This window comes from Pseudomonas sp. PDM09, assembly GCF_014852305.1.
GTDB lineage: Bacteria > Pseudomonadota > Gammaproteobacteria > Pseudomonadales > Pseudomonadaceae > Aquipseudomonas.
Window position 1 is genome coordinate 238,218 of sequence record NZ_JACVBI010000011.1, and the last position, 15,924, is coordinate 254,141.

Annotated in this window: 12 protein-coding genes and 1 pseudogene; 3 read left to right on the forward strand and 10 right to left on the reverse strand. The window is 58.1% G+C overall.

Annotated features, from left to right (window positions below):
• Positions 1 to 34: 34 nt before the first annotated feature.
• Entirely contained in the window at positions 35 to 1,003 is a 969-nt protein-coding gene (locus IB250_RS24775; RefSeq protein WP_192346017.1) for a metal ABC transporter ATPase, read from the forward strand.
• Between the two features lie 121 nt (positions 1,004 to 1,124).
• On the opposite strand, the gene hldE is transcribed toward IB250_RS24775, so the two are convergent.
• From hldE to IB250_RS24805, 6 genes are all read right to left on the reverse strand, one after another.
• Complete coding sequence (gene hldE / locus IB250_RS24780; RefSeq protein WP_192346019.1) at positions 1,125 to 2,546, reverse strand: bifunctional D-glycero-beta-D-manno-heptose-7-phosphate kinase/D-glycero-beta-D-manno-heptose 1-phosphate adenylyltransferase HldE; 1,422 nt, start codon at positions 2,544 to 2,546, stop codon at positions 1,125 to 1,127.
• A 76-nt stretch (positions 2,547 to 2,622) separates the two neighbouring features.
• Positions 2,623 to 4,044, reverse strand: coding sequence for a PIG-L deacetylase family protein (locus IB250_RS24785; RefSeq protein WP_192346021.1), 1,422 nt, complete (start codon positions 4,042 to 4,044; stop codon positions 2,623 to 2,625).
• A 16-nt stretch (positions 4,045 to 4,060) separates the two neighbouring features.
• Entirely contained in the window at positions 4,061 to 4,957 is an 897-nt protein-coding gene (locus IB250_RS24790) for a GNAT family N-acetyltransferase (RefSeq protein WP_063343903.1), read from the reverse strand.
• A complete protein-coding gene (msbA, locus tag IB250_RS24795; RefSeq protein WP_008074646.1) occupies positions 4,957 to 6,747 on the reverse strand; it encodes a lipid A export permease/ATP-binding protein MsbA in 1,791 nt (596 codons plus the stop codon). Before msbA ends, IB250_RS24790 begins: the two co-directional genes overlap by 1 nt.
• Before the next feature lie 101 nt (positions 6,748 to 6,848).
• Positions 6,849 to 8,060, reverse strand: a complete 1,212-nt coding sequence (locus IB250_RS24800) for an O-antigen ligase family protein (RefSeq protein WP_192346023.1) — start codon at positions 8,058 to 8,060, stop codon at positions 6,849 to 6,851.
• A gap of 5 nt (positions 8,061 to 8,065) precedes the next feature.
• Positions 8,066 to 9,178 carry a capsular biosynthesis protein gene (locus IB250_RS24805; protein WP_192346025.1) on the reverse strand — a complete coding sequence of 371 codons (1,113 nt, stop codon included), beginning with the start codon at positions 9,176 to 9,178 and terminating at the stop codon, positions 8,066 to 8,068.
• Between the two features lie 282 nt (positions 9,179 to 9,460).
• On the opposite strand from IB250_RS24805, the gene IB250_RS24810 reads away from it, so the two are divergent.
• Positions 9,461 to 10,093 carry a toluene tolerance protein gene (locus IB250_RS24810; protein WP_192346027.1) on the forward strand — a complete coding sequence of 211 codons (633 nt, stop codon included), beginning with the start codon at positions 9,461 to 9,463 and terminating at the stop codon, positions 10,091 to 10,093.
• Between the two features lie 19 nt (positions 10,094 to 10,112).
• On the opposite strand, the gene IB250_RS24815 is transcribed toward IB250_RS24810, so the two are convergent.
• From IB250_RS24815 to IB250_RS24825, 3 genes are read right to left on the reverse strand one after another with little or no spacing between them, the layout of a single operon-like run.
• Positions 10,113 to 11,399: a capsule biosynthesis protein gene (locus IB250_RS24815; protein WP_318652703.1), complete on the reverse strand. Its 1,287-nt coding sequence runs from the start codon at positions 11,397 to 11,399 to the stop codon at positions 10,113 to 10,115.
• Complete coding sequence (locus IB250_RS24820; RefSeq protein ID WP_192346029.1) at positions 11,396 to 12,307, reverse strand: glycosyltransferase family 2 protein; 912 nt, start codon at positions 12,305 to 12,307, stop codon at positions 11,396 to 11,398. Before IB250_RS24820 ends, IB250_RS24815 begins: the two co-directional genes overlap by 4 nt.
• Complete coding sequence (locus tag IB250_RS24825; RefSeq protein WP_192346031.1) at positions 12,294 to 14,048, reverse strand: carbamoyltransferase; 1,755 nt, start codon at positions 14,046 to 14,048, stop codon at positions 12,294 to 12,296. Before IB250_RS24825 ends, IB250_RS24820 begins: the two co-directional genes overlap by 14 nt.
• A gap of 378 nt (positions 14,049 to 14,426) precedes the next feature.
• Here IB250_RS24825 and IB250_RS24830 point away from each other — a divergent pair, with 378 nt between their 5' ends.
• Entirely contained in the window at positions 14,427 to 15,623 is a 1,197-nt protein-coding gene (locus IB250_RS24830; RefSeq protein WP_192346033.1) for a hypothetical protein, read from the forward strand.
• Between the two features lie 113 nt (positions 15,624 to 15,736).
• Here IB250_RS24830 and IB250_RS28755 read toward each other — a convergent pair.
• A pseudogene (locus IB250_RS28755) lies at positions 15,737 to 15,906 on the reverse strand (YceK/YidQ family lipoprotein); the annotation flags it as partial.
• Positions 15,907 to 15,924 lie beyond the last annotated feature (18 nt).

Sequence of the window (15,924 nt, forward strand, 5' to 3'; positions counted from 1 at the left end):
GATGCCGCCCACGCGGCCTTAAGCAGGAGCCGACATGCCGCGTACGCTGATAAGAAAGAACCCGAGCAACTTCAAGACCCTGCCGTTATTCGTCGAAGCGACACCCGAAGGCCTGAGTTACCAGAGCGTCGGGATGCCGCTGAATTTCTCCCAGACCCTGCAACGTCGCCGCCCGGTGACGGTGCCCGACAGCGAGCGGTTTGCCCTGGAACTGGCGAATCTTGGGGTTTCTGTGCGCCTGACCCTGCATTGGCAGAATCGCGATTACTGGGTGTTGGTGCGTCAGCGTCGGCAGGACCGCGGCGATGTGGTGCTCAAACTGATCTCGGGTTACGTGCCGGCCCATGAACTGACCCTGCCGCTGCACACGGCGACCCAGGAAATCGCCGAAGAGTGCCTTCTGGAAACCCCGGAAGGCTGGCTCAGCGGGCGTTTCAACGACACCTGGCTGCCCGCACCCTACTCATCCGCCCTGCATTACCGCGAAGCCCTGCCGTTTCGCCTGACACCGCTGTCCGGCTCGGCACGGCCGGTGCGCTGCGCCAACATGCCGCTGATCGAGCGTCCTCGGGCCTACGTGCATTTGCCGACCGCGTCGCTGCAATTGATCTACGACTTGCGCCTGGATGTGCCCAAGGAAGCCAAATCCCTAAGCCTGTTTCATGTCGACGAACGACTGGAAGGCGATCAACTGGTGGCCCGGCTCGATCGCAAACGTCCCGATTTGTATCTGATGCCACTGCAGGACGGCCAGCCGATGGCCGAGCTGTATACCCTGAAAAAAGATCAGTTGTACCCGGCGAGTACCCGCGGGCTATATCTGGCGGAGAGTTTTGCCCGACAGGAAGGATGGCTGGTGAAGGATGAGCGGATTCGCTGGAAAGACTGGGTGCGGCAACAGGGTTTGACCCCGCCGGGGAAGGATTCGGGTTTAGCCCGCCTGCACGGAAAAGCAAAGCAACTGCTGAAAAGAATCGTGCCGCGCAAGGCAGCACGCCCCTGATCATTCCCACGCTCTGCGTGGGAATGCAGCCCGAGACGCTCCGCGTCTCAAAGTGGACGCAGAGCGTCGATAGAGGCATTCCCACGCAGAGCGTGGGAACGATCAAGCACTCTCACTGCTATCAGTGATTGCGGATCTTCTCGACAATCGCCGTGGTCGAGCTGTTTTCCACCAGCCCCAGCACTTTCACAGTCCCGCCGTAAGCAGTGACGATGTCTGCGCCAACCACTTGCTCGATCCCGTAATCGCCGCCCTTGACCAACACATCCGGCTTGACCTCGCGCAACAGGTTTTCTGGCGTGCCCTCAGGGAAGCTGATGACCCAGTCCACGGCGCCCAGACCGGCCAGTACGGCCATACGACGGTCGACACTGTTGATCGGCCGACCCGGCCCTTTCAAGCGGCTCACCGACGCATCGTCGTTGACCGCCACGATCAGACGATCGCCTTGGGCACGCGCCTGTTCGAGGTAGGTCACGTGGCCGGCATGCAGGATGTCGAAGCAGCCATTGGTGAACACAATCTTCTCGTTGTGTGCACGTGCATCGTCGACTGCCAGCAACAGCTGCTCCAGCCCCAACACACCACGCTCGGAACCTTCTTCACGCTGGATCGCACGACGCAATTCCGGGGCACTGATGGCCGCGGTACCGAGCTTGCCGACCACGATGCCTGCCGCCAGGTTGGCCAAGGCCACCGCGTGGGGCAGTTCTTCGCCAGCGGCGATCGCTGCCGCCAGGGTAGAAATCACCGTGTCACCGGCACCGGTCACGTCGAACACTTCACGGGCACGGGCCGGCAGGTGCAGTGCCGGATGATCCGGGCGCAGCAAGGTCATGCCGTGCTCGCCACGGGTCACCAGCAAGGCGCCGAGGTCGAGGTCGTGCATCAGCTGCGCGCCCTTGCTCACCAGCTCGTGCTCATCGGCGCAACCACCGACAATGGTTTCGAATTCGCTGAGGTTCGGGGTGATCAGGCTCGCGCCGCGATAGATCGAGAAATCCTTGCCCTTGGGGTCGGCCAGCACCGGAATCCCACGAGCACGGGCAGCCTGGATCAGCACCTGATGGTTTTTCAGCGCGCCTTTGCCGTAGTCGGACAGCACCAGCACCTTGATGCCTTCGAGCAATCCGTCGACTTGCTCGCCCAGCGCCAGGGCGTCGGTTGCGAAAGGTTCTTCGAAGTCGATACGCAGCAATTGCTGGTGGCGGCTCATCACCCGCAGCTTGACGATGGTCGGCTGGTGCGCGATGCGCTGGAACAACGCCCGCACGCCGGCGCCTTTGAGGCTGTTGACCAGGCTGTCGGCAGCCTCGTCGTCGCCGGTCACGCCGACCAGCGAGGCCGGCGCACCGAGCGCGGCAATGTTCAGGGCAACGTTGGCGGCACCGCCCGGGCGGTCCTCGATTTGCTCGACCTTGACTACCGGTACCGGCGCCTCAGGGGAAATCCGTGAGGTACCACCATGCCAGTAACGGTCGAGCATGACATCGCCGACCACCAGGACAGGGGCCTGATCGAATCGTGGCATGGATAACTTCATGGAAACTCCAGGGGCAATAAAAGCGTCGCGGATAATAACATAGCGAAAGAATGCGGCCGCACCCGAGCACACAGGCTCAGTGGCGGTCATTCTGTGGAGGGGCATCCAGCGGACGCACCCAGAAAAGTTCATGTCGGCGCACTGCTTTGCGGAAGAACTCGTCTTCACCTGTGCGGGGCCAGCGACGCCCGGCCAACAACCGCTGAATCACCCGGCGCAGACGTCTTTTGAGCGGTGGACGGCCCTGCAAGTCGTGCTGCATGCCTAAGGCCATGGCTTTGTCCATGCGGGTTGGCGCGTCCAGCAACGGACTCCATAGCCCATCAGCCGGCAACGGCTCGATGGTCGGCGGCAGGGCAATGCCATAACCCGCCGGGCCCATCGGCCAGCGGTCGTTGTCGTGCAGGTGATTGGCATAGAGCAGCAGGGTGCGCGGGCGCCAGGTACTGAGTTCAATCGCGTCCATCAAGGCGCGCGTGCTGGCGACATGATCGCAGTGGGGATCCAGTTCGGGATGGGGCGTCAGCACCGCGTCGGGACGGTGATGCTCAAGCAGATGCGCCAGATCAGCTACCAGGTTGCGCCAATGGGGCTGACCATCGACGTCACCCGGCAGGCGCAGGGCATTGTGCCGACGCACGTCACGTATATCGCTCTCCCCCGACTCCCGGGAACCGAAGTTTTGCTCCGGCTGCTGCGCCATCGCATTCAGTTGTAAGCAGTAATAGCCCAATTGCACACACTGTTGTTGCGCCACCCCACCCCACAGCGGCACCGCCAGGCTATCCCAACTGCGCAGGCGCCCCTTCAGACGGGCGGCCTGAGCGGTGTCGAGGCCCATATCGCGATAGTTTTCGGCCTCAATCTCGCCTTGGGTCAGTGTGACGATAGCCACCTCGGACGCCCGGCTATAAAGACCAAAAGCAGCCAGTTCAGCATCATCGGCATGGGGGGCGATGATTAGCAGACGCTGCTGAGCAAAATCCGGATTATTCAGGGCGTGCAAAGTTGCCTGTGGCGCCAGACTGCAAAAGCGTCCACGTAAGGTCAGGGTCCCGGCAGCCAGCGCCGAACCTTGCCCGGACAGATTGAGAAAACGCTCTCCCGCGACACCGCGCTCCAGATCCTGACGGTCGTCACCGATCCATACCTGGGGGTCAAGAAAGCGACCCAGCCAATGGCTCTTGACCCGCACCTGCAAAACCAGGGTTTGCGCCACGCCAAAGTCCCCCGTCACCTGCAAGGCACCATTGACCAGGGTGGTGGGGAACTGCGGCGTATCCGCCGGGAAGTCATAGCGATAATCGTCGCCTGGGGCATAGAACAGATGGTCGGCGAACCAGGCTTCATGGGCGATCCAGCCCAACAGCAGGAACAGCGGCAACGGCCACCAGGCGACAAAAATGCCAAATAATAATGCAGCCAACAACGCACCGATCAGCACCACACGTTTGCGTTGGCGATGGCGTTTAAGCAATTGTTGCTTGCGTGCGCTCATGACTGCCTGTCCTCGCTCAAACCTGATAGACCGGAACCCGGTGACACCAGCGATCCTTGTATTCGCGATCGGCGCGGCCGAACGAGTAACGCAGCGGCTTGCCCACGGCGCGGGCCTGCTCCCATGCGGCTTGGGTGTTGACGAAACTGAGTACACTGCCAGGGCTGAACTCGCGGTTTTGCGGGTCGACACCGCCGTTAATGTATTCCAGGCTGACCCACTTGGGCGCCTCGACCCGGTACAGAATCTGGATCGCCACCGGTTCGTCGTTCAGGTAGATCAAGGACCCGGTCATAAACTCACGCAACAGGCTGAACACTTCAGAAAGACGCGCCTTGCCCGGTGCTTCAAAGTTCCAGCGGCGCTGGAACAGGTCAGCATAGATGGTGGCCTGTTCGCTGGCGCTCAGCTCCAGCATCGGTCGGATGATGCCACCCGCCTCTTCAAGCAAACGCTGGTCACGACGCTGGTTGTAGCGAAATTTCTTACTGTAGTCCTCGGGCTCACGAGCCAGCGCCAGGCCTTCAGGTTGCTCAGCGAGACCGGTGATGTTTGGGGCATTGAGTTCGGACACATAACGCGCGCGATGCCGCACACGAACCTGGACGTCTTCGGCAACCGGCAGGATGATCTCGGCATTGCCAAGATCGAGCAGGCCACGTTTGCCTTCACGCTTGAGTACTTCCTTGGACAAGGCCACATGACGGCCCCAGGTCGGCATCGCGGCGCACAACTCACCGTCGACGAACCAGCCCAGATAACGCACCGGGATGCCTACCAGCCCTGCCAGACGCTCAACCACTTCGGGATGAGTCGCCACGCTGCCGCCGAACTGTTGCCAGGCCTGGCTATAAGCCGTTGCATCGATGGGCGCCCAGCCGCTTTCTCTCCAGGCTCGCCAGTAACTCAAAATCAAACGTGGGACTCCGTCATCGCCTCGTCGGTGCTTTCGACGAAGTCCTTCTCGTGCAGGCGTGCGTAGTGACCGTTCAACGCCAACAACTCGGCGTGGGTGCCGCGTTCGACGATGCGGCCCTGGTCCATCAACAGGATCAGGTCAGCCTTCTCGATGGTCGACAAGCGGTGAGCGATCACCAGCGTGGTACGGCCCTTCATTACTTGTTCCAGAGCCGCCTGAATGTGGCGCTCGGATTCGGTATCGAGGGCCGAGGTGGCTTCATCGAGTATCAGCAATGGCGCATTCTTGAGCAGTGCCCGGGCAATCGCCAGACGCTGGCGCTGACCGCCGGAAAGCAGCACACCGTTTTCGCCCACAAGGGTGTCGTAGCCTTGAGGCATTTGCTCGATGAACTCGGCGGCGTAGGCGTCTTCGGCTGCCTTGCGCACATCTTCGAACGGTGCGCCGGCGAGGTCGCCGTAGGCAATGTTGTTGGTGACGCTATCGTTGAACAGGGTGACCTGCTGGGTCACCAGGGCAATGTGACGACGCAGGTTGGTCAGCTTGTATTCCTCGACATCCATACCGTCGAGCAGGATCTGGCCCTTGTCGTGGTGATAGAAACGCGGAATCAGGTTGGCCAAGGTGGATTTGCCGCTGCCTGAACGCCCCACCAAAGCAACCATCTGGCCCTCTTCGGCGGTAAAGGAAATATCGTTGAGCACGAGTTTCTCGGTGCCAGGGTACTGGAAGCTCAGGTTACGCACTTCCAGGCGACCGCTGACGCGCACCATTTCCTTGGTGCCCGTATCGACTTCCGGTTCTTCGTCGAGCTGCTCGAAGATGCTCTCCGCACCGGCCAGTCCTTTCTGGATCGTGGCGCTGACTTCCGACAACTGACGAATCGGCTTGGGCAACAAACCGGCAGCGGTGATGTAAGCAACCAGTTCACCAGCAGAGGCATCCCCGCGAAGGTAAAGCACCAGATACATCAACACGGCCATGCCGATGTAAATCACCAGTTGCAGCATTGGGGTGTAGATCGATTGGGTGCGGGTCATGCCCAGGCTGCGGTTCATGTTGTCGGCGCTGGCCTTGTGGAACCGCTCGATTTCGTAAGTCTCACCGCCAAAGCTGCGAACCACGCGATAGCCCTGGATCGTCTCCGAAGCCACATGGGTCACATCGCCCATCGCCACCTGGATTTTCTTGCTTTGCTTGCGAAATTTTTTGCTGGCGCTACTTACCAGAATCGCGATGACCGGCAGGATTGCCAGCAATACCAGGGTCATTTTCCAGTTGCTGTACAGCAGGTAACCGAACAGGAACACCACCGTCAGGCCTTCACGGATCACCACTTTGATCGCATCGGTGGCGGCACCGGTAACCATGGTCACGTTATAGGTAATACGGGAAATCAGGTGACCGGAGTTGTTGTTGTCGAAGTAGCGGTTAGGCAGGGTCAACAGGTTGTCGAACAAGGCGCAACGCAGGTCGTGGACCACGCCACGGGCAACCTTGGCCAGGTAATAGTTACCCAGAAATGAGCCGATACCCTGGTAGACGGCAATCAGCACAATCAATAACGGTACGCCGAGTACCAGCGAGACACCCAGAAACTTGGTGTCATTGGGTTTTTGCAAGGCGTCGAGAAAATGCTTGAGCATGTCCGCCAGCATCGGCTGGCTGGATGCGAATAGCACGAAGCCGACAATACTGAGGGCGAAAGCGCCCCAGTACGGGAGCACGTATTTCAGCAACCGCAGGTAAATCTTCATGCTTGATTGCTGGTCGGAATTGGCCATTCGGCACGCCTCGTACGTTTGAAAAAGACAGACAACCTGTGGATTGTAACAGCGAACGAATTACAACATAGGCTCAGCCCGGACGCGGTGCCGAAAACGCTTCAGCACTTCGCTACCGGGCCAGGAGTATCAGTAGCTGAAACACTCCAGAGGGAAGTTTTGGTTTGATTGCTACCACGAGTGGCCAATACGATACTCAAGGCAATCGGTAACCAGGTGATCAACCAGTCCGCGTTGGGCTTGAGCCAGAGGCCGATGCCATCGGTCATCAACGACGTCCCGGAAAACACCCAGAGCGCCAGCAACACCTGCCCCAGTGGCTGCGCGCGCGAAACCCAGCCACGCCAGCCAACCACCAGCCACAGCCAGCCGAACAGCAGTAGGCCAGGCACACCGAGCCGCACACCGATATCCAGAAAAAGATTGTGGGGATGTTTGAATGCCTGTCCGATTTCAGGGACAGGAATCAGGTACTCATGAAATCCCAACCCCATCACCCAGTGGTCCAGCATCAATTGAACGCCACCGCACCACAGCTCGGGACGAAAAGAAACGCCACGCTGCATGAGGATTTCCGGCTTGAATACAGCGATGGACGCCAACCCCAAAACCGTCAAAATCATCAGTCCGCTACCCAGGCGCGTCGGTCGCGCCACGCCCATCACGAACAGGCAGGCCAGCAAGCCGATCCATACACCACGGGTTTGGCTAAAGCCCAGGAATAACGCATACCCCAGCGCCGGAATCAGCAGCAACACCATCACCCAGGGATTGAAGCGCTTGGTCTGCAGCGTGAAAACGCCAAGAATCGCCAGAGCCCCCACCCCGTGCGCGGCCATGATCGCAGTGTCCCACAAGCCAATGGCAATCAGCCTGCCGCTAAACGGCCGAGCGGACGTTTCATAAAAGTAGACCCAGGAAGCCGCAGCAAAAAAACCGCCGATAATCGATGCGTACAACAACATGGATTCCAACCGCCACTTGCGGTTCTGGGCAGCCAGTAGCACGCCTAAGAGGGCAAGGGACACGTAGAGCGTCACCTTGCTTTTGCCGACGACGTTAGCGCCCCCCTCAACCATCAGCACCAATAATGTCCAAGCCACGAAAATGGCGAAGAGGATGCACTCCGGTTGCTTGAGCATCAGCCGAAAATCCCGATGGAACAGCGCCAACATGGCGGGTAACCAGAGCAGGAAAATTATCATTTGGTGATAAAGCTTATTGTCCGGCAGTACCCATGCCCCGCACAGCAGCACGAGAAGACCGATAGACGCCCACGCCGCCAGGGCATTCCTATCGATCAGTTTTTTCATTCCTGTCAGCACTCGGCTTTACCCAGCATTCGATTGGCGACCCGCTGCAACTGGGCCTTGTCGGCGTTCTTCCAGCCACCCTTGATACAGTAGTGTTCAGAGAGGTAATGGAGAAAATTACGCCGCAACCGATCATCGAGCGGCCATTGCGGGAAAGTGCGTGCCAGTTCCATCACTTGCTCGGCGTTATCGGCATGCATTACCAGCCCCTCGATATTGAAAAACGCCTGCCCCAGGGTCAGCACGGGCTTACCCAAGAGGAGGCTTTCCAGGCCAACCGTCGAGTTCAGCGTGATCACAAACTGACTGGACTCGATCAACTGCTGAGTGGCGTTGCCGTTGGCGAACAACAGACGCCCGTGAGTACGCTCATGCAACTCAGGATACGTTTCGCGACTGGATGGATGCTCCTTGAACACCACTGTCAATCCAGTCTCTTTGGCCAAGCGCTCGCCCAAGGCGAACATCTCGCGCATGTTCTTGATCCAGGGAGAAAACAGCCGAACCTGACTATCGCGGTCGTCCTGGAACGGAATAAAGACGAACTGCTCCGGCAGCACAATCGGTGCCGGGCCACTGGTACGAGGCTGGCGTGGAATCAGCACGGGCGCTGCCTGATTTTCAGGAACCGGATAAGGATAGTTGAGATAAAAACCGGCTTCGCGCGGAACGGCATTCAGGTAGTTCACGCCCCGCGGATCAACGGTGGTGGTATCGGGCAACAAGCCGTTCTCGAAAAAGAACGTCTTGCAACCCGCCGGCGCCAAGGCCGTCAGCAATCGGCAGTAACGATGGGAACCATTCCAGAACACCAGCGCGTCGGGGCGCTCACGATCAAGCAAAGCCTGGGCACGCAGCGCCATCCAAATCAGCTCAAGACGTAACAACAGACGATACAAGCGACCATCGTTTTTGTTCTTGACGCGTCGCTCCTCGCATTTTTCTTCGATCAGGCTCAGCCAGTCGATTCGCGAAAGCACTCTGGATGTCTGCGACAACCTTGGCCAAGGCATCTGTGGTGGGGTAACGACTTTACCTTGTAGCTCGGTCTCGTTGAGTAACCGATTGAAATAGAGGCCTTGATGCTTGGCCAAGGAAATGAACAGCATTGTCGTCATAGGGTGTCCAGAAAATAGGCCGCATCCACGCGCCAAAGCGCAACATAACCACGTGCGACAAGTCCGCAGACATCAACACCCTGTTATTCGCTCGTCCGCGTATGGAAGTATAAAACCAAGAATCAGAAGCAAGCACTCTGTGGTATTGCGCCAGGCAACCCCGTGAACGGGCAACTGTCTCTTAAAAAGTGCGGCGATTGTAGCACAGCGGTTTTTTGCAGCATGCGCACTGCGGTAACATAGCCGGCTGACCATCCCATCAGGCCAAACCTTGGAGCCTTGATGCAAACGCTCGACCATACCGCTTATCTCAACATGCGCGAGGGCGCCGACGTTCTCGAGGCCGATGGTAAAGGGGATAAAGTCTTGTGCCTGGCCGATGGCTCGATGCTCAAGCTGTTTCGCCGTAAACGCCTGCTGACTTCTGCGCTTTGGGCGCCTTACGCCCGGCGCTTCGCCGACAACTGCCGAGCACTGCGCGAACGCAATATCGAATGCCCAACGGTACGCCAGGTTTATCGCATCCCCAGCATCGAGCGCGATGCCGTGCATTACGATCCTCTGCCAGGTCGCACGCTGCGTCAGTTGCTAGGCACCGATAACAACGAATTTCTTCGGGCACAACTGGGTGAGTTCATTGCACGCCTGCATGAGGACGGCATTTACTTTCGCTCCGCGCACTTGGGCAATGTGGTATTGACGCCTGAAAACACGCTGGGGCTGATTGACATCGCTGACCTGCGCGCCTATCGCAAGCCGCTGCGCAAAGGCCTGCGCCTGCGCAATTTCAAGCATATGTTGCGCTATCGCCAGGATCGCGAGTGGCTACTCAAGGACAACCAGTTCCTTGAGCATTACCTGAACCACCAACGTGTGTGCAATGGACGGGAACTGAGCCTGGCGCTCACCCCTTAAGCCCTTCAAGCCATCAGTGTCAGCCGGCGGCAGACAGCCTGAAGGTCTCGAAGTCACGCGCAGGGTCTGCGCCTCGCAACAAGTTATCAACCAGTTGAATGGTCTTTGCCAAACCCTGAGAACCGTATACCAGGTGGTAATCGGCAAATCGTCGGGCTTGGGCCACATGCCCCGGATAATCCTGCTCAAGCGCTTGTAGCTGGCGGGAAAACTCATGCTCATCGCGCACTTGAGGCCCAAAAAACAGCGAGTGAGAGAAAATATCCACATCGCCGCCCGCATTCACGTGGATGACCGGCCGGCCCGCCAGCCCTGCCTCGATACCAGCATTGGACATGATATTGACGACAACGCTGGCCTTCGCCAGAGCGTCCGCCAGTGAACACTTGCTGTCCAGCAAGTCGATGTTGGCTAACTGCGCAGCGGCATCGTTCCAGAATTGCGCCTTGCTGCGCGGATGACGCTTGAACAGCACGCGATAATGCGGATGCTGCTCGGCCCAGTCGCGCAGTAACTGATAGGTGCGCTGGTAGCCCGACTCTTTTTCCCGATCAGGGCCAACCCCCAGAATCAACAACGTATGGAGAGCAGGATCGGCAACTGGCAGATCATAGGTTTCATCGGCGAGGTAAGAACCGATCAACACCACCGTCGACTCACCGAACCGCAATGCTCTTTCTTGCAAGGCAACCAGCGAACTATGGCCAAAGACGCCGTAATAGTCGTAATCGTTCATCCCTAATCGCCGTGAAGATTCCAGCGTCGTGGCATGGGCCAGTTGCAGCAATCGGGCACCACGCGCAGCCAATGCCAAGCGCAGGAACGGCGCATGAAGACTGCCGTTGCGTTCATTGATCAGCACCTTGGGCGAATACGTCGTCACCAGCCACTGGGCATGGGCGGCGTACACTAGATAACGCAGCGGCACAGGCTGCGGCGGCGCCAGGAGCATGCGCTGGGCGCAGGCGTCCGATGGAGAACGCAACGCGGCCTCTGTCAGGTGGTGCCCGCGCTTGCGCAGGCCCTCGATCAGAATATTCTTGCGTTGCAACGCCATGGACTTTGGCGCCGAATGCAGCAACAGCACCTCACAGGGTGCAGCAACCACCGAAGCACTCAAGCACGCCTTGGCGCGTATCCCGACCGCCACATCCACCAGCACATCACGAACCAGACGCAACAAGCTGCCACAGCGACCATGACGCTCGCGCAGCAGCTTCCAGCGATAACGATCCAGCTCACGCGCTTTTTGTGCCCAGCATCCCTCAGCCTGGAACACAATTGCGTCAGATGGCGGCGCACTCACTTGAACAACAACCGGATGGCCTTGCGGGTGTAGGACCAGCGTGTGAGCGAGCGCAGATCGGCGCGCACAGCGCGGGCGTAAAAAGCCTTGGCGTTGACATAATCGCCGGCACTGTAGCAATCGCGGAACAACGACAGGCAGCGCTGAGCCAGGAAAGCCTGGCGCAGGTCCTGCAGTTCTTGAGGCATTCGGGCCGAGGAAAATACCTCGTCAACCATCCCCACGCCCGCCGCCAGGCTTTGCTTGAGGTCATGGCGCATGCTGTCGTCATGCTTGTAGATCAGCGCCAGCGGCTGATCGAGCACACTGCACGGGAAACGCGCCAGCACCTGAGCAAACACAGGAATATCTTCAACGTTGCGCAAGTGCTCAGGATAGTTGCCCGGCGCAAACACTTCGCGATGCATCGCGCAGGCGCCGTTGGAAAGCGATACCGTCTTGTCCAGCAAGTAGCCACGCACACGCTGGCGCGGGGTGGCTGGCAAGGGTTTGACTGCGTGCTGGACACGACGACCGTCGTCGAACACCGACCAGTGACCGCCAATAATCAAACGGCTGTCAGGGTTGCTGGAGATATGCCGGGTCAACGCAGCCAGCGCACCAGGCGCCATCTCATCATCGGCATCAAGGAAGATCAGGTATTGTCCCCGAGCCTCCTCGATCCCGCGATTACGCACCGAAGACAAACCGCCATTGGGTTTGCGCAGAGCTCTAAAGCGTCCCGCATGTTCAGTCAGGAGCTGCTCCAGAACTTGCGGCGTCGCGTCAGTGGACCCGTCATCGATCACCAGCAACTCGGCCTGGGCATCACCCAACTGCGCCAACACCGAATTCACCGCACGCGGCAGGGTTTTGGCGTAGTTATAAGCGGGAATAACGACACTGATCAGCACGTCAGTCAACCGCATACTCGTCCGCACCTTCTTTGACCACCAGAATGTCTTCCATGATCAGGTACTGCAGGTCAGAACCGAAGAACATGTTCAAGGCGTCGGTCGGCGAGCAGATCATCGGCTCGCCACGACGGTTGAGCGAGGTGTTCAGCGACACGCCGTTACCGGTCAGCACTTCCAGCGCCTTCATCATGTCGTAGTAGCGCGGGTTGTATTCGCGCTTCAACACCTGGGCCCGGGAGGTGCCGTCTTCGTGGACGACTTCCGGCACGCGGGTCTTCCACTCTTCAGCCACTTCGAAGGTGAAGGTCATGAACGGCGCCGGGTGATCGATCTTGATCATTTGCGGCGCAACAGTGTCGAGCATCGACGGGCAGAAAGGCCTCCAGCGCTCGCGGAACTTGATCTGGTGGTTGATGCGGTCAGCCACGCCGGTCGCGCTCGGGCAACCGATGATCGAACGACCGCCCAAGGCACGCGGACCGAACTCCATGCGGCCCTGGAACCAGGCCACCGGGTTGCCGTCGACCATGATTTTGGCGATCTGCTCCGGCATGTTCTCAAGCTTGCGCCACGCAGGCTTGCTCGGGTGACGGGCACAGGCGGCGAGTACGTCTTCGTTGCTGTAGGACGGGCCGAGGTAGACGTGTTCCATCTTCTCGACCGGCACACCACGGGCGTGGGACACGTAAGCCGCCGCGCCAACCGCGGTACCGGCATCGCCGGACGCAGGCTGAACGAACAACTCTTTGATGTCGTCGCGGGCAATGATTTTCTGGTTCAACTTGACGTTCAACGCACAGCCACCGGCGAAGGCCAGCTTGCCGGTTTCCTTGAGCACATCGCCCAGGTAGTGGTCGATCATCTGCAACGCCAGTTTCTCGAACAGCGCCTGCATGCTCGCGGCGTAGTGGATGTACGGCTCGTCGGCGATGTCGCCTTCGCGCTTGGGCCCCAGCCACTCGATCAGCTTCGGCGAGAAGTAGAAACCTTTGCCCTTCTCTTTATAACGGCGCAGGCCGATGACGTTGGCGTAGTCGGTGTTGATCACCAACTCGCCGTTTTCGAACGAGGCCAGACGCGAGAAATCGTATTTGCTGGCGTCGCCGTACGGCGCCATGCCCATGACCTTGAACTCACCGTCGAGCATCTCGAAACCGAGGAACTCGGTGATCGCGCCATACAGGCCGCCGAGGGAGTCCGGATCGAAGAATTCCTTGATCTTGTGGATCTTGCCGTTTTCGCCGTAACCGAAGAAAGTCGTGGCGTACTCACCCTTGCCATCAATCCCGAGGATCGCGGTTTTCTCTTTGAAACCGGAGCAGTGATAGGCACTGGAGGCGTGGGCAAGGTGGTGCTCGACCGGCTCGATCTTGATTTTCTTCGGATCGAAGCCCAGTTGCTCGAGGCACCAGACAATCTTGTTGCGATAGCGCTTGTAGCGACGGTTGCCCATCAGGATCGCGTCGAGGGCGCGGTCCGGGGCGTACCAGTAACGCTTGGCGTAGTGCCAGCGAGCCTTGCCGAACAAGCTGATCGGCGCGAATGGAATCGCTACCACATCAACGTCGGACGGCTTGATGCCAGCCTGCTCGAGGCAGAACTTCGCCGATTCGTAAGGCATGCGGTTCTTTGCATGTTTATCGCGCACGAAGCGCTCTTCTTCAGCCGCAGCGACCAGCTTGCCGTCGATATACAGGGCTGCGGAAGGATCATGGCTAAGGGCGCCGGACAGGCCAAGAATCGTCAATGCCACAGGGGTCTAGCCTCTTTAGTCTGCATGCAGGCGCAACGCGCCTCAAAAATTAATGTGCCCTCGCAAGGGGCGAGAGACAGCTAAAGGGCGGGATTATAGCGTAAAGATGACGGGAATGACCCAGAGGTTGATTGACGCGGGGAGAACGCTTTCGCCTTGCCTGAGCGACAAGCAGGCATGTCCACCCACGGCGCCGTCCCTTCACGCACTTCCTGAAGAGCTTCTCTGGCACGGTAGCGATAACAAATACTGCCTTACTACCGCTGGTCGCCACTGTCATTTCTGACAGTAGCCCACTACAAAACATTACGCTTATAACTAGAGGGGAGATATTGCCACTCGCGCAATTGTTATTAATTCGGTACAGGAAAGCCGACAATGAACACACTCACCAGCCATAAAAACAACAACGCCCCTGACCCGACTTTTGGTAATGAAGGTAAGGTACTGTTCAATATTCCAGGCATAACAACTTTTGGCTCTTCCATATTACAGACCGATGGAAAAATCCTCAGCGTCACTCGAGCGGAAGACCGCCTGGTGCTCGTGCGACATCTGGATACCGGCGCTGTAGACGGTCTTTTTGGCGATCGGGGAATAAAGTACATCGACCTTGTCCCTGGAAAGTACATCAAACAAGCAGGGATTACCCTGCAGCCCGATGGCAAAGCCGTTATATTTGGCTCTTTCGGCAATATAGATGAGCTCGTGCATAAGGTGTATCTGATCAGGGTTCGGCCTGATGGTGATCTTGACCCCACATTTGGCAAGGATGGTCGACTCATCTTTGAGCAATCGTCTGGAAGGGAAAACTCTAATTGTGTTGCAATACAGGCCGACAGGAAAATTGTGTTCGTGAGCACAATTGTTTACGGCTTTGATAACTATGAAGTATTTATCCGACGTCTTCGCGATAACGGTGATCCTGATATCAGGTTTGGCTCGAATGGAGTCGTGAAAGCCGGCAAGATTTACATCTCGTCAATACTCACATTGGCGTCTGGTCGATTGCTGTTTGCAGGTTCAAAAAATAGCGAGCTGATGTTTACCCGCTACTTGGAAAATGGCGAGCTTGATACCTACTTTGGCAACGCTGGAGTTGCCATCATTCCTGTAGAGAGCAGTTCTGGAGCGGAAATCTCAGGAATTGCACAACAATCGGATGGAAAATTTGTCGCCTCGGGTCACGCCCGCTTTGAGGACAAGAGTCGGCCTCTGGTAACTCGCATCCATCCAGATGGAAAGTTGGACGATTCATTTTACGGGGGGACACCTAACATGGAAGGGTATGACCGCGACGCCGTACACTTTACAATAAGCATACAGTCCGACAACAAAGCTGTAGCTGCTGGAGCGTCGCTCGGCGATGCCAACTTTACGCTGATGCGCTATCTCGAAAATGGAAAAGTAGACTCCACTTTTGGCACCGACGGGAGGATCATGACGAACCTTGGGGGGACTGATATGGCCCATCGCATCCAAATACAAAACGACGGAAAGCTTCTAGTAACAGGGGATGTGATTGGACACCCAAACGGAAGCCACCTGGGAATGGTGCGCTATCTGAACACGTAAAAAACAGAACGGGCATCGCCTTTTAAGAGAGGCGCAAGCCGCATCGCCGCCATCGCGAGCAAGCTCGCACCCACACACTCAACAGGCCCTGCGCTGGCTCTTCGCATTGAAGAGCCGCGAGGGAGGCGCCAGTAAACCTGGAGGTTGCCAACGCTGATGTGTGCGGCAAGGACACCGTATCCAGGATGCCCGACACACTCGAATCGAGCAGAATCAGGGGTACAAGGACACCCGTGGGATCGGACGGTGCGTTCAATACGCAGAAGTCATAAGCGAGGCCGCTTTAGACTCGGGGATAAAA